Below are 16,838 nucleotides of genomic sequence, written 5' to 3'. Positions count from 1 at the left end.
CACAATTATCTTACAACATAAAAATAGAAACAAAAGAATACATATTTACTTAAAATTTCAATAAAAAATATAAAACTAATGATTACAAAAAGTCCAAAGTTCTGGAATTAACCATTAAAAAACATCGCACAACTAACCCTGCAAGCTATTAGCTATAATTTCGCAAACAAAAAAAAGCGAGGTTTAAAAACCCCGCCTTAAATATTGAAACCGTAAATTTTGATTTTACAGCCTTATTACATATTTTCAATGACGATAGCAGAAGCTCCACCACCACCGTTACAGATAGCTGCAGCGCCGTATTTAGCATTATTTTGCTTCAATACATTGATCAGCGTTACGATGATTCTGGATCCTGAACTTCCCAGTGGGTGTCCGATCGCTACGGCTCCTCCGTTTACGTTTACTTTTGATGCATCCAGTCCTAAGATCTTATTATTGGCAAGACCAACTACAGAGAAGGCTTCGTTGAATTCAAAGAAATCGATATCTGAAATCTCTAAACCTGCTTTTTTAAGAGCAATCGGAAGTGCTTTTGCAGGGGCAGTCGTGAAGTTTTCAGGCTCCTGAGCTGCATCTGCATAAGAAACGATTTTAGCTAAAGGCTTAAGGCCTAGTTCTTCCATTTTTTCTTTAGATACAAGGATCAAAGCAGAAGCACCGTCATTTAAAGTAGATGCGTTGGCTGCCGTCACTGTCCCGTTTTCTTTTTTGAATACGGTAGGAAGTGTAGGAAGTCTGTCAAAATTTACAGCTTTATATTCCTCATCTTCAGCAAAGATAACAGGCTCTCCTTTTCTCTGAGGAATCTCTACAGGAACTACTTCTTCGGTAAATTTCCCTTCGCTCCAAGCTTTTGCTGATCTTTTGTAAGATTCTATTGCAAAATTATCCTGATCTTCTCTTGAAATACCGTAATCTACTGCACATTTCTCAGCACATACTCCCATATGAACTTTACCGTACACGTCTGTAAGACCATCCAGTACCATTCCGTCCTGCATTTTGATATCACCTAATTTAGTAGCGATTCTTGCATTGTAGTAATGAGGAACTGAAGACATGTTTTCCATACCTCCGGCAACGATTACATCAGCATCACCAGCTTTAATAGCCTGTGCAGCCATAGTCACGGCTTTCATACCTGAAGCACATACTTTATTTACAGTAGTTGAAGGCGTCTCGATAGACAACCCTGCACCTAAAGCTACCTGACGTGCCGGCGCCTGGCCTTCTCCAGCCTGCAGCACATTTCCCATATAAATCTCCTGAACATTCTTAGGATCAAGACTGATTTTATCTAATGCCCCTTTTACAGCAGCAGATCCCAGCTTCGTAGCAGGAACCGTTGAAAGGCTTCCCATAAAACTCCCGATAGGTGTTCTTACTGCGGAAACGATGAATACTTCTTTCATGTGTATTATATTTTATTTTTTTTTACCCAATGCTGCCTTCCGGCCTCATTATACTATTCTATTTTTTTACTTTTACGTAGATCAGCTCGAACTTGTTTTTTTCCATTCTGGACTGTACTCTCAGTAAATTATCCTGAGTTTCTACAATTTGGTTATTGAAAACATCTCCGATCTGTACCGGATCATTTTTATCGGATTTCTCCAGCACGATCGCTTTATAATTACAGTCATCCACAAAAACAAGCGTAGATTTGATATAGTCTTTCCCATTATTGAAATATTCAGTCTGAACATTATTTTTAATAGTCATATACCAGATTCCCTCTGGATAGTTTGGACGCAGGAATTTTCCCTCTCTGATATTTTTGCAATTCACCGGTTGATCCAACTTTCCCACTGCGGTCTTTTGAGATTTAGCCTGAGAAGAAACCACCATCAATAAAGCTGCTGCTCCTATTTTTAAATGCTTCATATCTGTGTACGTTGATTTACTTTTTTACTTCCTATAGCGAAAACCATAAGGAAAGCTCCTAAAAATTCTACAGCCCAGCCCCATTTTAGTTTTACAACTCCTGCAAAAGCTTCTCTCCAGGATTTAAACGGCAGAAAGCTGAAATATTCCAGAGACTGCATCTTTACAGCCACCAATGTGAAAGCAAATAGCAGAATCAACATTACTCCAAAAAATCTTACCACTTTCGCATTGTGGTTCACCACCCCAAAAACGGCACATGCTGCAAAAATCCAGCATGCAATGGCCAGATAATGATCTAGTTTCCAGTAGTTCCAGTTTCCGATAATGGGAACATGTACGAGAGGGAGAAAGCTCCCTACAACTACTAAAATCAATCCTAATAACTGAATATTTTTCATATTTACTAAAGTGCCAAAATACAAAAAAAAACACACTTATAAACAGTGTGTTTTAAAAACGGATGATTGGCGTACAAACATTCGTTAGTATCAATAAAAATCAATTAAAAATATGTTATTTTCAACAAATACCGCTTTTTATTATTTAATTAAAAAATGATATTTACAAATTCTATACCGATCTGCACTCCGTATTTATTCTTCAGAAGCGCACTATCATTGAATACAGGGGTAAAATCTTTCTGAACAAATACTTTAAGACTGCCATAACTGATCCCGAATTTTCCACCCACGATAAAATCGTTAACGCCCTGCATAATTCTTTCTCTTTCTACTATTCTTCTTGAATTTTCATTGGAATACTTTACATAATTCACACTTCCTACTTTTACGCCGCCATATACTCCCATCACAATACTCAGCTGTTTTTTTCTGTTATCAAGATACTGAACCCCTTCGTATTCTGTATACTTTGGATTCAATACAAATCTTAAATCTACCGGCACATAGATGTATGTATTGTTGAATTGGGTTCTTTTTAAACTGCCCCGGTCAAAGTCATCTACGAATAAATTATGGTCTTCCTGCTTGAACACCTTTCCGTATTTAGGAACATACTGATCAAATCTCATCCCTAAACCAACTCTGTAGAATACAGGACTTTTAAAGCCTCCGATCTGACCTTCATATCTCAAAGCCATCTGTGAAGAGTTGACGATGGTATTTCTGGTGTCAGAATTTTTATCATAGAAGTTAAAAGGCTGATCTTTAGAAGTCAGGCCGGTTCCCATCATACTGACAGAGAGTTCTACGGTCGATAAAGAATGCTTCGGGTTTGTCCTTCTCTTCTGTCCCAATTTCATATTGAGTCCATTAAGCCCCACCCACATTTCATTTTTATGAATACTGTCCCGGTCCATAAAAACTGCATTTTTAACCATTTCTTTTGTAGCAGACTGCAGTTCACTTTGCTGGGCATCCACTTTTTCATTAATGGTCTGCTGATATCTTGATGCGATTTCAGTACGTTGTTTCTGCTTCTCCTCCGATGTGATTTTCTTGTCTTTAAAATCCTTATCAATCATATCCAGCTCTGCATTCATTTTGGATTTTTCCGAAACCACAATGCTGTCAATTTTCTTTGAATACATTTTAATTTGCGGGTTCACGTTTTGCTTTTCCTGGGCGGTACCGTATGTAAAAGCCATTACAGCAGCCATGAAGATTAGTTTTGTTCTCATATTTATTTTTTTAATTTTTAGACAATATTTTAGCGCTATCCCTATTTCAGGACAGTATTTTGATTTTATAAAAAGTTGATGATTTATTTGGATTCCAGGTAAACAGTCACTCCCAAAACAGTTACATTCCCTACATTCGGAACAACTTTATCAAATTTGAAGACTCCTAATTTCCGTTCATCTTTGCTGGATTTTTCTCTGGCTTTATCAAATTCCCTTCCCAGAAGAAGTTCATCAGGGTTGATGTAGTTGGGTTTTGATTTATTAACTTCTGCAATTACAGGATGGGATGGCGTAACATTTTCAACCTTCCCCGGATTAATGAAAATATTTTCCGGTTGATTCACAATTTGATTCTGCTCTTTATGCTGAGTAACATGAGTCTCTGACACTTTCTTTTCTTTTGTGGGAAGCAAAGCTTTATCAGAGCTATCTTTTTTATGATCTTCATTGACTATTTTCACTTCATTTTCCCCGATCGGCTGATCTTTTGAAATAACAGGTGGATTTTCAAATTCAGTATTGATTGGATTAACTGTTTTTTCAAGCCCTTTTTTCACGGCATAATCCGTTTCCTTATAATCAAATTTCGTTTTGTAGTTATTAAAATAAATAAAAGTTCCTGCAGAGATGAACAACAATATCACGGCAGCATATTTCCACCACTGAAAAGACTGTTTTAACGGCGCATCAGAGGTTTCATCCAACTTCTGGTCCAGTCTGTCCCAAAGATCCTCAGAAGGCCTTCTTTCGAGCCTCTCGTAATCAGACTTTAACTGTTTCAGTATCTCTTTTTTCATTTTCTTTTGCTTTTAAAAATTCTGTAAGCCATTTTTTTGCTTTGCTCAGCTGACTTTTGCTGGTGCCTTCTGAAATATTCAGAATTTCTGCGATCTCCTGATGCTTTTTCTCTTCAAATACATATAAATTGAAAATCAATCTGTATCCCGCCGGCATCTGTGAAAATATTTCCTCAATATTGATTTCCTCCAATCGTTCATCCGCATCTTCATCAGAATAATCGTCTGCGATTTCTATATCGGCATACAGGATATTCCTGCTCTTTCTGACAAAGCTTATGGAGTCATTGACAACAATCTTCCTCAGCCAGAACGGAAAACTTTTCCAGTCTCTGCATTCATCCAGCTTGGTAAAGCATTTCATAAATGCGCTGATCAGGATATCCTCTGCATCATGGATATTGTTCGTATAAGAATTTGATATGGCCAGCATTTTAGCTGAAAACATCTCATACAGAGCTTTCTGGGCCTTCCGGTCCTGTTTTTTAGCCAGTAAAAAATTCTTTTCGAGATTCTCCATGTATCGTTTTCTATCTATAAGACGGAATTTATTTAAAAAGGTTGCCTGAAAATAAAAAAAAATTGCACCTTTTTTCAAAAGTGCAATTTAATATTTTAAAAATCAGTACGGTAGAATTAATGTTTCACTGAAGAAACATCTTCCGGATTGTGTTTATGTCTGAATAAAACGGCGAAAAATATGGCCAGAATCAATGCATAGATTGCAAAAGATAACCATATATTCTGCCAGTCTTTTACCATGACCACAGAAGAAAGCGTCCCATCAGCATTGACCGCTGAATTGAAACTATTTTTAAGGATCTGCAGGAATGTTGGATTATCTGCCGTGGTATCGAGATAAGCAGTTAAGTCTGAAACGTTCGTAAACTTGTGGGTAAAAAACTTATCGATGGCCCAGCCTGCGATGTAACTCCCAAAAAGAGCTCCAAAACCGTTGGTCATCATCATGAATAATCCCTGAGCGGAAGAACGGATCTTTTTATCTGTCGTAGTTTCCACAAAAAGAGAACCTGAAATATTGAAAAAGTCAAATGCCATTCCGTATACGATACATGAGAAGATGATCAGCGTAAGTCCGAATCCGTCCGGAACACCATACGCAAAGAACCCAAATCTGAGTACCCAGGCCAGCATTGACATCAGCATTACTTTTTTAATTCCGAATTTCTTCAGAAAGAAAGGAATCGCCAGAATAAATAAAGTCTCTGAAACCTGAGAAATAGACATGATAATCGTAGATCTCTGAACTACGAAAGAATCTGCATATTTTGGAAAATGAGAGAATTCACTTAAGAATACATCCCCGTAAGCATTCGTTAACTGAAGTGCAGCTCCCAAAAGCATTGAAAACAGAAAGAACAGAGCCATTTTATAGCTTCCGAAAAGCTTAAATGCGTTCAGTCCCAGCTGTTCAAATAAAGGGGCACTTTTATCGATGAGTTTCTGTGGCGGACACTTTGGTAAGGTCAGCGCATAGATTCCTAAAAATATAGCGATAGCACCACCAATATAGAATTGTCCTTCAGTAGCTTTGTTTCCTGTAAGATTAGTAATCCACATTGCAACAATAAATCCGATGGTTCCCCATACACGGATCGGCGGGAAATCTTTCACTACATCCAGATTGCTGTTTTTCAGAATGGTGTAGGAGATAGAATTCGCAAGCGCGATGGTTGGCATGTAAAAACACATAGCCAGAAGCATCAGCCAGAAGAAAGAATTAGGATCAGCGGAGTGAGGCAGTATAAAAAGTACAACACCATACAGGATGTGCAGTACCGAAAAGATACGTTCTGCATTTATCCAGCGGTCTGCAATAATTCCGGTGATGGTCGGCATAAAAATAGAAGCTATCCCCATGGTTCCGAAAACGGCTCCAAACTGGGTTCCGTCCCAGTGTTTTGTCCCGAACCAAAAATTAGCCATCGTAATCAGCCATGCTCCCCAGACAAAAAACTGGAGAAAACTGAGGATGGTCAGTCGTAATTTTAAATTCATAGTTTAGTATAAAGTGTCTCTTTTAGTCAATTTTCTTTTTCCTCCTTTTAATTTCTTCCTGAATTTCCAAAGCGGTATCAAAGTCTTCTTCTTTTACGGCTTCATCGAGCAATTTTTGAAGTTCTTCCATAGATACGGCTTTCAGATTGTCTTCAGACTGTACCGTTTCAGAGAAAGGCTGTTCTTCTTTGGAAACATCTTCCAGTTCCAGAAGAATTCCTGCTTCGTTCAGGACTTGCTGAGTGGTAAAAATAGGCGCGTCAAATCTTACGGCCATGGCCACGGCATCTGATGTTCTTGCATCAAGAATCAGTTCTTCTTCGTTAGCTTTATTTTTGAAATTAATATTGGAAAAAAATACGCCGTCTACGATCTGATAAATGATCACTGAAACCAATTCATAATTGGCTGAAACTATAAATTTTGTGAATAAATCATGGGTAAGCGGACGAGGCGGATGGATGTCTTTTTCCAGTCCGAGAGAGATGGACTGAGCCTCGAAATTTCCTATGACAACAGGTAATTTTATATGTGTTTCTTCATGCTCCAGTAACAAAGCGTACGCCCCCGATTGTGTCTGGCTGTACGATATTCCGCGAATAATTAGCTGCTTATAATCCATAGCTACAAATATAGATTAATTTTTTATTGTGATTTCAGTTTTTTACGCAAAAATAAAAGCCCGGAAAAGCCCGAGCTTTTATTTTTTATGTGTGAAAATTGTGAATAATGAATGGTCAATTTTACTTCGTAAGTGAATGCATACTGTAACGTATTGATTTTATTCAATTGACAGTGTAGCGAATTGACAATTCACTATTGACTTTTTTATCCTTTAATTGCTTTAATTTTCTCTGTTAATGCAGGAATAATCTGGAAAGCATCTCCTACTACCCCGTAATCTGCAGACTTGAAGAATGGTGCTTCAGCGTCGTTGTTGATTACTACAATAGTTTTAGAAGAGTTTACCCCAGCTAAGTGCTGGATCGCTCCTGAAATACCTATTGCGATATAAAGGTTAGGTGAAATCGCTTTACCTGTCTGTCCTACGTGCTCTGTGTGAGGTCTCCAACCGATATCTGAAACAGGCTTAGAACAAGCTGTAGCAGCTCCAAGAACATTAGCCAGCTCTTCAACCATTCCCCAGTTTTCAGGGCCTTTCATACCTCTTCCTGCAGAAACTACTACTTCTGCTTCTTTAAGATCTAATTTACCTGAACTCTGCTCGTGAGAAATCACTTTAGTATCTTCATTGGCTACTGAAAGATTTTTAACTTCTTCAGAACCTGATACTGCGTTTTCCTTTACTCCGAAAGCATTCTGAGAAACCGTGATGATCACCCCAGTCCCTTCAGCTTTTGCATGCATGAAACCTTTTCCTGAGAACGCTCTTCTTTTCACCTGGAACGGAGAAAGGCTTTCAGGAGCTTCCAAAACATTGGTAATCAAAGAATAATTCTTCATTACTGCAAGCATTGGAGCGATAGAAGAAGCATCTGTAGTGTGAGGGAAAACAATTGTATTTCCTTCTGCTACTTCACTTACAGCCTGAGCAAATGCTTTCGCTGAGAAGCTCTTAAGACCTTCGTCTTTGATATTGATCACGTTTGACGCTCCATATTTGTACAATAAATCTGAAGAATCTGTAGGGTTTACAGAGATTGCCGTAACAGTGTCTCCTGCCTGGTCTGCAACCGATTTAGCATAAGAAACCGCTTCAAAAGCTGCTTTTTTGTAAACTCCGTTTATATTTTCTGCGTATACGAATACTGCCATTTTTTTAAAATTTAAAGATTAAAAAATTCAAGGATTAAGATTAGATTACCTTCGCTTCTTCGTGAAGTAATCTTACCAATTCATCAAGATTGTCAGGAGAAACCATTTTCACAGCCGCTCTTGCCGGAACGCTGTCATAAGATACTCCCTGAACTTTTACTTCAGAAGAAGTTGGCTCTACTACTTGTAAAGGCTTCGTTCTTGCAGACATAATTCCTCTCATGTTCGGGATGATAAGGTCTTTTTCGTCTACCAATCCTTTTTGTCCTGCGATGACAGCAGGTAATTTTACTGATATAGTTTCTTTTCCGCCTTCAATTTCTCTTACTGCAGTCGCTTCGCTTCCGTTTACGTCTAATCCTACCGATGCATTTACGAAAGGCTGGTTCAATAACTGAGCTACCATTCCCGGAACAGATCCTCCATTGTAGTCAATAGATTCTTTTCCACAAAGGATAAGATCATATCCTCCGTTTTGAGCTACGGCAGCAATTTCTTTTGCTGTAGAATAGCTGTCTTTAGGGTCTAAGTTTACTCTTACTGCATCATTGGCACCAATAGCTAATGCTTTTCTGATTACCGGTTCTGTAGCAGCATCTCCTACGTTGATCACTGTTACAGTTGCACCCTGAGATTCCTGAAGTTTAACCGCTTTTGTCAATGCAAATTCATCTAAAGGATTGATTACCCACTGAATTCCATTTTTGTCGAAAGCAGACTTATCTGCCGTAAAGTTAATCTTGGAAGTAGTATCTGGAACACTACTGATACAAACTAATATTTTCATGTGTACTATTTTATTTTTTCCCATTAATGCATAAAAAACCTTACTGTTTTATGCTGAGATTTTGTTATATTTTACTTTTGCTAATATAATTAAAAAATATATTATGCATGCATAATACTTATTTTTTTACTATTCAATACATTAAATGCTTTTACTAAGCTGGTTTTGTTGCCCTAAACTCTATCTTGCTGGGCAATACACGCGGATTCATTTTTAAAATATCTAGTACCAGATTCCCCATATCTTCAGGCTGTATCTTCCAGCTGTCTTTTTCTGAAGGAACATTTCCGTTAAAATTGGTGGCTACCGATCCGGGCATAATGACGGTAGATTTGATGTTGTATTTTCTGAGATCAATCATCGCTGCCTGAGTGAATCCTACGACTCCGAATTTAGACGCATTGTAGCCTGTCCCGTTTTCGAAGAAATTGGCTCCTGCCAGACTTGATACGGTAATATAATAGCCTTCCGTTTTCTTTAATTCTTCTACGGAAGCCTTTAATGTATAGAAAGCACCGGTCAGGTTGGTCTCTATCATGTCATTCCATTCTTCGGCTGTCAATTCATCTACAGGTTTGAATATTCCTAAGCCTGCATTCGCAATCACGAAATCCAGTCTTCCGAATTTTTCTACAGCGTATTTTACGGCTTCTTCCTCACTTTCGAGGCTTCTTACATCCGAAACTACCCCAAGAACATTCTCCGAATACTGTCTAAGCTCCTCTTCCGCTTTCTCTACATCATCTCTTTTGCGTCCCGAAAATGCCACTGAAATACCGTTTTCCAACAATATTTTCGCTATTCCGAAACCTATTCCTTTCGTTCCCCCAGTTATATAAGCTACTTTTTGATCTGACATATTCTTGAATTTTAATGCTCTAAAATAACAAAAACGCTTCAATTGAAGCGTTTTATATCTACTAAGATTTATCAGTATTTTATTTTTTAATGAATTTTTCAGAAAATGTATTTCCGTTGGTTTCAATATTAAGAATATAGGTTCCCGGACTCAGATTCCTTACCTCTACTTTATCATGATCAAATTTCGCATTCATCTTTCTTCCTGCTGTATCAAAGATTTCAATTTTAGTGATCAATGATTTGGACTTCACATTGATAAAATCAGTTGCAGGATTAGGATAAACTGAAATACTGTTTTCTTTCACAGCAGTCTCTTTTGTCCCCAATACTATATTATTTGTAGCAGTTAGCGTATAGTTATCAAAAGAAGTGATATGCGCCACCGTATTTCCCGCATTAACGACTGAAACGAAATCCATTTCAAAAGGATCTACGCCTGCCGCAGCCGGTATATAGTTTGCGGCAGGGCTATAAAGCATTCCTCCGGGACTTGTCCATACCACTGCCCCTGTAGTTTTATTGAATGTACACTTTAATGTAATCCATGTATTGGCGGGATAAGTATAGGTATTGGGTTCCAGATAAAAAAGGATGTTCCCTGTTACCCCCGAGGTCGTATTGGTGTAGTTTGCTATGCCTACAGTTCTTCGCGAAGCATAATCATAGCCAGCGCCAAGCAGGGTTTTATGAGTGGTTTCGTCATAAACTAAAACCGTCGCTCTACCTGCACCGCCTGTAGCACTTCCTGTGTATAAATTAAATTCCAGTTTAAGGATGTCATTTCCTGCAGTTCTTGCTGCCCATGCTGTCCCCAAACCTTTCTTCCACATATATTTTGTTCCGGCTGCAGTGGCACTTCCGGTAAGCTGCAAAGATTTGTCGTGAGCGGCATCTATACTTACAATCTGTGCTTCCGAATTAGACCCATTGGCAAATTGCGTATAAAACCCTCCTTGGCCTGGATCAGTCGCGGTAATATCCGTACCCACATTTCCTATCGTATAGGAATTAAAATTATCGCTTTCTAAAGATTGCGCATTCAACGTATGGCATAAAACCAATAGAAACGCGCTCATTGATAAAACTTTTCTCATAACCTATTTTTTAATTTGATATTATAATTGATACTATTTATTTCTCGGTATAATTCTTTTTCATCAATGTTGATGCAAAGCTATTCTGAGAGTAGTAAATGATCAATCCTTAAAAAACAGTAATTATTTCTACCTGATTTCAGGTATTTTAGAGCTTTGGTTCTATTTTATTTTTATCAGACCATAGTACAATAAAAAAACGCTCCAGTTGGAGCGTTTTTACTGATACGAAATTGATCAGGTATTATTTTTTGATGAATTTTTCGATAGTTCTGCCTTCTTTTGTTTCAAAACTTACAAGATAAGTTCCCGGATTAAGATTTTTTACATCTACTTTATTCCCTTCAAGTTGAGCAGATATTTTTCTTCCACCCATATCATAGATCTCAAGATGGTTGATCTTTAAATCTGTAAGGATATTTAAATAATCAGACGTTGGATTAGGTCCGATCGCTATAACGGAAGCTTTTTTAGTTTCAACATCAGAAGTTCCCAGTGTAATTGAATTAGATGCCGTTACTACATAATTATCAATTCCGAAAGTGGTTGGTCCTGCATTTACAGGCCCTGTTGCTGTAGCTCTTGTAGGAGAACTTAAGACTCTGAATCTGGCAGGATCAAGACCGGCTACGGTATCAGCTCCGTTTACAGCCAATACAAGAGGTATTTCATTACCAACCTGATACGTAATTTCTCCTGATGTCTTATTATAGGTATACGCTAGGGTCACCCATGTATTTGCAGGATAAGTATTCGTTGTAATACCGGTTATATTGTAAAAACCGCTTTGTCCCGGAACATTCAGATAAGCCAATCCATTAATTGTTTTAGTTTCTGAGTTATATCTGATACCCACGATACCATCCGTAACACCAAATACCCCTACTCCTGCAGCGTGCTGATTTGTAGATGTTCCTGTAAAAATATCCACTTTTCCTTTAACGATATTATTACCGGGAGTTCTAGCAGCCCAAGCAGTGGCAAAACTGCCTTTATAAGTAGCTCTGGCAGAAACTGCAGTTCCTTCATTACCTCCGATGATCTGAAGATATTTTCCGTGCGCTGCGTCTCCGGTCACGATTTGATAGTCAGCTGCTGCTCCACCGGATAGATACATACTTCCCTGTCCGATCACTGTACCTGTTGTATTGGTTCCAACGTTTCCATTGGTATAAGAATTATAATTGTCAGATTCCAGAACCTGCGCAGAAAAAGACACTGCGGAAAGTAATGCTAAACTCAATAGTAGATTTCTCTTCATGATATTTTTTTTATTTTATTAATTACACCGGTAAATATAGAACATTTACTCTAATTAAAAAAAATATCAATTAAAAATAGTAATTTACAGTAACTTTTCAATCAAATTATTTAAAATAAACCATTTTTATCATTTTGGCATAACTTCAATATTAAAATTATTTTCCTGTAAATGTTTTATAATAAAAATATTTTAACTGAAAAATCAATAAAAAGCATTAAAATTCACTACTTCGAGAAAAATATAGGTTAAAACAATTACAATCAATCATATACAGAAATCAAGCTATTTTTTAATGAATTTTTCTGAAAAATTACCATTCTCTGTTTTTATATTGACCAGATACACCCCGGCAGACAGGCTTGTCACGTCTATTTTGTCATTTTCCACTCTTGCCTGAATTTTCTTTCCGGCAGAATCAAACAGCTCAACACTTTTTATTTTACCGGAAGAATTGATCTTAATGAAATCTGTGGCAGGATTAGGATATACCGTCAAAGTATTTTTAACGGCCGCTACATTCGCAGCAGATAACATAGCCTCGGTGTACACCTTTACATTATCAATAAAAGCGGTCCCTGCCGTATTATCATGGACGAAGCGTAGCTGGTTCATCCCTATTGTTTCTGCTGCTGTACCGGAATATATTAAAATACCATTCAGAAAATATTTAACTTCTGCAGGCGTTCCTACGACAGTAATTCTGTACCATAGATTAGGCAGCCATGATGCAGAAGTACTTTCCATAACAGGAATTCCTGAAGACATTTTCAGTATTTTAACAATTCCTGAGGGATCGAAATCCACTCTGACCACGAATTTTTCATCAGCGCTGCTCAATCCCTGAAAGCTGAAAATTGAACCATTAAGCTGAGACATATTGATATCAAAAGAAACGGTAAAGTTATCGTAAGCAAGCAGAACCGGAAGGTTATCAAATGCCCCGATAATAGGAACAGATTGGGTTCCATAGGTGTTTTCTTTTACGATCTTCAGAGAATTCATCCCATCCGTCGCATTATCGGTACAAATCAGCTGATTGAGCACATTGGGAGGCACATCTCCGGTTGGGGTACTGATCCAGGTTCCCTGGCCATGGATATCTCCGGTATAAAATCCATCCAGATTTTCAAAGGAAATCATCTGCTGTTGCGCAAGGGAAATTACTGAAAACAAGCAGAATGCGATAGAGTAATTTTTTTTCATAGCATTATTTTTAGGTTGAACTAAAAATAAATACATACATTATTAAAAAAAATACCATTTGATAGGGGAAAACAATTAAAAAAGTAATAAAGCATTCCGGATATCGAAATGCTTTTATTTTATGGCTGAAGATTTTTATACGGAATAATGATAAATCCAAAATGATCAACGAAAACTTACATCATTGAAAAGCCTGAACGATGATTCATCCTCATTTTCAGCAGTTTTTTAGTTTTTTATAAATCTTTGGGTGTATTTTTTATCACCACAAGTTAAAACGATTATATAAGTTCCGGACTGAAATTTCCTTATATCTACTTTATTACCTTTATATGGAGCATTCAATTTTTTTCCTGAAAAATCAAAAATCTCCAAGTCTGTAATTTTCATAGATGATTTTAGGTATAAATAATCCGAAGCAGGATTTGGGAATATTTCAGTTCCAAAGCCGGAGGTAACTTCTGAAATCCCCAGTGGTGAGCTCTGAGTAACCTTAACTGTGTCCAGGATCATTATATACCCTTCAAGCGTAGTATTCATAAACTGCCTGAAATAAATCTTTACAGCTTGTCCCGCATACGAAGACAGATTGACGGTCTTTGATACAGTTGTAGTTCCGGCTGTAATATTTTCATCCAAAACAGGTGTTTCGGCTCCTGTAAACGAGGACGCTGCCGGGAGCACATAGACAGCATAGTGATTTTGAGTTGCTGTAAAAAAATCCTGATCTACATACGCCTGTACGGAAAACGTTAGTGAGCTTGGATTGCCACCGGGTACATTAATGGTGGGGGTTACCAGTACATTATCCGTTGAAGAAGTATCTTGTCCGGAAAAAATATAAGCTGCATCTCCCGGATATCCCTCAACAAGATCTGATATATCGTCTACTAACCACTTTTTACCATCGGAATCTCTGTCCAATACTTCCCAGCCTGTTGGTATGCCCAACGACGTTGTGAAAGTTTCTTCAAAAATGGTGGTCTGTGCAGATAATGGCAGAAAAGCACCTACCAATGTAAAAATTAGGAATGTTTTTTTCATAAATTTTATTTTTTGATTGTAAGGGCCCAAATTACATTTCCGATAAAATAAATAAAAGTAAAAACGAGAAAAAATAACAAAACAATCAATATGACGTGAAATATCATTATAACACAAAACATTTTTCATCTATACTTTAAAAATCCGCAAAAAAAAGCGCTCCGATGCCGGAACGCTTTCTAAAATATCTTGATAAAATATTATTTATTTCGAATAATTTTCAAAAAACAATGGAATGCTTTCAATTCCCTTGTAGAAATTAAATAAGCCGTAATGCTCATTCGGAGAGTGAATTGCATCTGAATCAAGTCCAAAACCCATTAATACGGACTTAGCTCCCAATACCTTTTCAAACATCGCTGTAATCGGAATACTTCCTCCGCTTCTGTACGGAAGAACTTCTTTACCGAACGCTGTTTCCATAGCCTGCTTAGCCGCCAGGAATTCTTTGGTATCACTTGGCAATACATAAGGCATCCCTCCGTGGTGAGGCGTTACTTTTACTTTTACGGTATCTGGTGCGATCTTTTCGAAATATTTCGTGAACTTCTCAGTGATTTCTTCCGGAGTCTGATAAGGAACCAGACGCATTGAAATCTTAGCAGAAGCTTTAGAAGGAATCACGGTTTTAGCACCTTCTCCTGTGTATCCTCCCCAAATACCATTACAGTCTAAGGTAGGACGGATAGACGTTCTTTCAAGTGTTGTATAGCTTTTTTCGCCTTCCACTCCACTTAGTCCGATAGACTTCTTAAACTCTTCAGGATTATCCTTCAGTTTATTCATATCTGCTCTTTCAGCATCAGATACTGTTTCTACATTGTCGTAGAATCCATCGATCGTAATATGTCCATCTTCGTCAATCAACTTAGCGATCATTCTGGAAAGTACGTGAATAGGGTTTGGAACCGCTCCTCCGTAAAGTCCTGAGTGAAGGTCTCTGTTGGGTCCTTCGATTTCAACTTCTACATAGCTCAACCCTCTTAAACCTGTTGTTACCGTAGGCTGTTCGTTGCTGTAGATATGCGTATCGGAGATCAGGATACAGTCGCAAGCAAGTTTTTCTTTATTCTCATTAACGAAGTCGCCAAGGCTCACAGAACCTACTTCTTCTTCTCCCTCCAGGATAAATTTAACGTTACATGGAAGTGTGTTAGTCTTCATCATTGCTTCAAAAGCTTTCACATGCATGAAAAACTGTCCTTTGTCATCGGCAGAACCTCTTGCGAAGATGGCTCCTTCAGGATGAAGTTCGGTCTTCTCAATATAAGGTTCGAAAGGTGGTTTTTTCCATAACTCCAACGGATCTGCAGGCTGTACGTCATAATGTCCGTATACCAATACCGTAGGAAGGTTTTTATCTAATATTTTCTCTCCGAAAACGATCGGATAGCCTTTTGTTTGACATACTTCAACCTGATCTGCTCCTGCATTTCTAAGATGTTCTGCACATACGTCAGCACATTTCAATACATCATTTTTATAAGCCGGATCTGCAGAAATAGAAGGAATTCTCAGTAACTCAAATAATTCATCCACGAAACGCTGTTTGTTTTCGTTAATGTAATTTAATGTCTCTTGCATTTTAAAAATTTGTTTTGTTAAAAGTAAAAAAATTGGTCTGCAGCAGCAAACAAAAACAGATAATTTTCCGAAGAACTGTTATTATTCAGGCTCAGTTTCAAAACTTAGGGAGTAAAATAAATTTAATCAAACCTATCAGAGTCTGTTTAAGATTGATCTTATTTTTCTTAACCTCAATAAACTTTAGTTTATTTCTTAATTTAAACATTAAGAATTTAAGCAGCACGCTTACTGTTTGAATGAAGAAATCAATAAATTGATTTTTTAAGTTCTTTAAGCACCCTATCTTTTAAGATCTTAATTTCTTAATGTTTATAATATTTTTTTGTTAGAAATAAATAGGATCACCTGCAACACTTAGGGGACAGATAAAGTCTTTTACCAAGTGATAAAAAAGCTTATCTAATCCTTAAATTTTGAAATTGATACATTAGAATCCGTACAAAAAATGTCCTGCATCTCGGCAGGACATTTTTTATATCGTGTACTAGTAATTAGTGTCCAGCTTTCGGAGCTTTTTCAGCTTCAGCAGGCTTTACAGCAGCAGTACTGTCTGTTTTGGGAGCTGCAGCCTCATGCTTTTCAGCAGGAGCCGCTTCTTTGTGTCCTGCAGCAGCTTCATGACCGTGTGCTTCACCTCCACCCTGAGCATCGTCAGAATATCTTTCTACTCCTTCTTCCAGTTTCAGCGTATTTTTGTTTCCTCCTGCCTGGATCTTTTTACAGCTTACGGCTACCGTTGCAACGGCTAAACATATAATTAATTTTTTCATATGTAAAATTTATTTTTTAAAGGTCATATGGAATCGCATTATTTTAGCCGGTTATGATTATTTTGACAGCAAGCGATTTCATGCTTAAATTTTTGATTGCCCAA

Annotated in this window: 17 protein-coding genes; all 17 read right to left on the bottom strand. The window is 37.5% G+C overall.

What is annotated here, in order from left to right; all coding sequences use genetic code 11:
- Nucleotides 1-236: 236 nt before the first annotated feature.
- Nucleotides 237-1,415 (bottom strand): acetyl-CoA C-acyltransferase, encoded by a 1,179-nt coding sequence (locus tag N0B48_RS20455; RefSeq protein ID WP_259841060.1) that lies wholly within the window; start codon nt 1,413-1,415, stop codon nt 237-239.
- A 58-nt stretch (nt 1,416-1,473) separates the two neighbouring features.
- On the bottom strand, nt 1,474-1,887 hold the full coding sequence (locus N0B48_RS20450) for a hypothetical protein (protein ID WP_259841058.1): 414 nt from the start codon (nt 1,885-1,887) through the stop codon (nt 1,474-1,476).
- Nucleotides 1,884-2,288, bottom strand: coding sequence for a hypothetical protein (locus N0B48_RS20445; protein WP_259841056.1), 405 nt, complete (start codon nt 2,286-2,288; stop codon nt 1,884-1,886). Before N0B48_RS20445 ends, N0B48_RS20450 begins: the two co-directional genes overlap by 4 nt.
- 149 nt (nt 2,289-2,437) lie before the next feature.
- Nucleotides 2,438-3,529 (bottom strand): OmpH/Skp family outer membrane protein, encoded by a 1,092-nt coding sequence (locus N0B48_RS20440; RefSeq protein ID WP_259841054.1) that lies wholly within the window; start codon nt 3,527-3,529, stop codon nt 2,438-2,440.
- Nucleotides 3,530-3,612: 83 nt separating this feature from the next.
- Nucleotides 3,613-4,329 carry a hypothetical protein gene (locus N0B48_RS20435; protein ID WP_259841052.1) on the bottom strand — a complete coding sequence of 239 codons (717 nt, stop codon included), beginning with the start codon at nt 4,327-4,329 and terminating at the stop codon, nt 3,613-3,615.
- The gene (locus N0B48_RS20430) at nt 4,295-4,849 is read right to left on the bottom strand and encodes an RNA polymerase sigma factor (RefSeq protein WP_259841050.1); all 555 of its coding nucleotides are present in this window, start codon (nt 4,847-4,849) and stop codon (nt 4,295-4,297) included. Before N0B48_RS20430 ends, N0B48_RS20435 begins: the two co-directional genes overlap by 35 nt.
- A 116-nt stretch (nt 4,850-4,965) precedes the next feature.
- On the bottom strand, nt 4,966-6,348 hold the full coding sequence (locus N0B48_RS20425) for a nucleoside permease (protein ID WP_259841048.1): 1,383 nt from the start codon (nt 6,346-6,348) through the stop codon (nt 4,966-4,968).
- 22 nt (nt 6,349-6,370) lie between these two features.
- A complete protein-coding gene (locus N0B48_RS20420; protein WP_034725399.1) occupies nt 6,371-6,970 on the bottom strand; it encodes a bifunctional nuclease family protein in 600 nt (199 codons plus the stop codon).
- A 206-nt stretch (nt 6,971-7,176) separates the two neighbouring features.
- The gene (locus tag N0B48_RS20415) at nt 7,177-8,124 is read right to left on the bottom strand and encodes an electron transfer flavoprotein subunit alpha/FixB family protein (protein WP_259841045.1); all 948 of its coding nucleotides are present in this window, start codon (nt 8,122-8,124) and stop codon (nt 7,177-7,179) included.
- 40 nt (nt 8,125-8,164) lie between these two features.
- Complete coding sequence (locus tag N0B48_RS20410) at nt 8,165-8,911, bottom strand: electron transfer flavoprotein subunit beta/FixA family protein (protein WP_259841043.1); 747 nt, start codon at nt 8,909-8,911, stop codon at nt 8,165-8,167.
- 154 nt (nt 8,912-9,065) lie between these two features.
- A complete protein-coding gene (locus N0B48_RS20405; protein WP_259841041.1) occupies nt 9,066-9,770 on the bottom strand; it encodes an SDR family oxidoreductase in 705 nt (234 codons plus the stop codon).
- Between the two features lie 79 nt (nt 9,771-9,849).
- The gene (locus N0B48_RS20400) at nt 9,850-10,866 is read right to left on the bottom strand and encodes a T9SS type A sorting domain-containing protein (protein WP_259841039.1); all 1,017 of its coding nucleotides are present in this window, start codon (nt 10,864-10,866) and stop codon (nt 9,850-9,852) included.
- Nucleotides 10,867-11,110: 244 nt separating this feature from the next.
- Complete coding sequence (locus N0B48_RS20395) at nt 11,111-12,127, bottom strand: T9SS type A sorting domain-containing protein (protein WP_259841036.1); 1,017 nt, start codon at nt 12,125-12,127, stop codon at nt 11,111-11,113.
- Nucleotides 12,128-12,412: 285 nt separating this feature from the next.
- Complete coding sequence (locus N0B48_RS20390) at nt 12,413-13,333, bottom strand: T9SS type A sorting domain-containing protein (RefSeq protein WP_259841034.1); 921 nt, start codon at nt 13,331-13,333, stop codon at nt 12,413-12,415.
- A 228-nt stretch (nt 13,334-13,561) separates the two neighbouring features.
- The gene (locus N0B48_RS20385) at nt 13,562-14,377 is read right to left on the bottom strand and encodes a T9SS-dependent choice-of-anchor J family protein (protein WP_259841032.1); all 816 of its coding nucleotides are present in this window, start codon (nt 14,375-14,377) and stop codon (nt 13,562-13,564) included.
- Nucleotides 14,378-14,581: 204 nt separating this feature from the next.
- Nucleotides 14,582-15,961 (bottom strand): dipeptidase, encoded by a 1,380-nt coding sequence (locus N0B48_RS20380; protein WP_259841030.1) that lies wholly within the window; start codon nt 15,959-15,961, stop codon nt 14,582-14,584.
- Between the two features lie 494 nt (nt 15,962-16,455).
- A complete protein-coding gene (locus tag N0B48_RS20375; protein ID WP_259841028.1) occupies nt 16,456-16,734 on the bottom strand; it encodes a hypothetical protein in 279 nt (92 codons plus the stop codon).
- Nucleotides 16,735-16,838 lie beyond the last annotated feature (104 nt).

It is taken from the genome of Chryseobacterium herbae, assembly GCF_025154075.1.
GTDB classification, from domain to species: domain Bacteria; phylum Bacteroidota; class Bacteroidia; order Flavobacteriales; family Weeksellaceae; genus Chryseobacterium; species Chryseobacterium herbae.
Note: the sequence above shows the minus strand (reverse complement) of the source record. Positions and strands in the feature narration are given on the sequence as shown.

Bases quoted from the DNA above. Each gene is read 5' to 3' on its own strand.
- N0B48_RS20455 (WP_259841060.1), bottom strand. From the start codon at position 1,415: ATGAAAGAAGTATTCATCGTTTCCGCAGTAAGAACACCTATCGGGAGT.
- N0B48_RS20450 (WP_259841058.1), bottom strand. From the start codon at position 1,887: ATGAAGCATTTAAAAATAGGAGCAGCAGCTTTATTGATGGTGGTTTCT.
- N0B48_RS20445 (WP_259841056.1), bottom strand. From the start codon at position 2,288: ATGAAAAATATTCAGTTATTAGGATTGATTTTAGTAGTTGTAGGGAGC.
- N0B48_RS20440 (WP_259841054.1), bottom strand. From the start codon at position 3,529: ATGAGAACAAAACTAATCTTCATGGCTGCTGTAATGGCTTTTACATAC.
- N0B48_RS20435 (WP_259841052.1), bottom strand. From the start codon at position 4,329: ATGAAAAAAGAGATACTGAAACAGTTAAAGTCTGATTACGAGAGGCTC.
- N0B48_RS20430 (WP_259841050.1), bottom strand. From the start codon at position 4,849: ATGGAGAATCTCGAAAAGAATTTTTTACTGGCTAAAAAACAGGACCGG.
- N0B48_RS20425 (WP_259841048.1), bottom strand. From the start codon at position 6,348: ATGAATTTAAAATTACGACTGACCATCCTCAGTTTTCTCCAGTTTTTT.
- N0B48_RS20420 (WP_034725399.1), bottom strand. From the start codon at position 6,970: ATGGATTATAAGCAGCTAATTATTCGCGGAATATCGTACAGCCAGACA.
- N0B48_RS20415 (WP_259841045.1), bottom strand. From the start codon at position 8,124: ATGGCAGTATTCGTATACGCAGAAAATATAAACGGAGTTTACAAAAAA.
- N0B48_RS20410 (WP_259841043.1), bottom strand. From the start codon at position 8,911: ATGAAAATATTAGTTTGTATCAGTAGTGTTCCAGATACTACTTCCAAG.
- N0B48_RS20405 (WP_259841041.1), bottom strand. From the start codon at position 9,770: ATGTCAGATCAAAAAGTAGCTTATATAACTGGGGGAACGAAAGGAATA.
- N0B48_RS20400 (WP_259841039.1), bottom strand. From the start codon at position 10,866: ATGAGAAAAGTTTTATCAATGAGCGCGTTTCTATTGGTTTTATGCCAT.
- N0B48_RS20395 (WP_259841036.1), bottom strand. From the start codon at position 12,127: ATGAAGAGAAATCTACTATTGAGTTTAGCATTACTTTCCGCAGTGTCT.
- N0B48_RS20390 (WP_259841034.1), bottom strand. From the start codon at position 13,333: ATGAAAAAAAATTACTCTATCGCATTCTGCTTGTTTTCAGTAATTTCC.
- N0B48_RS20385 (WP_259841032.1), bottom strand. From the start codon at position 14,377: ATGAAAAAAACATTCCTAATTTTTACATTGGTAGGTGCTTTTCTGCCA.
- N0B48_RS20380 (WP_259841030.1), bottom strand. From the start codon at position 15,961: ATGCAAGAGACATTAAATTACATTAACGAAAACAAACAGCGTTTCGTG.
- N0B48_RS20375 (WP_259841028.1), bottom strand. From the start codon at position 16,734: ATGAAAAAATTAATTATATGTTTAGCCGTTGCAACGGTAGCCGTAAGC.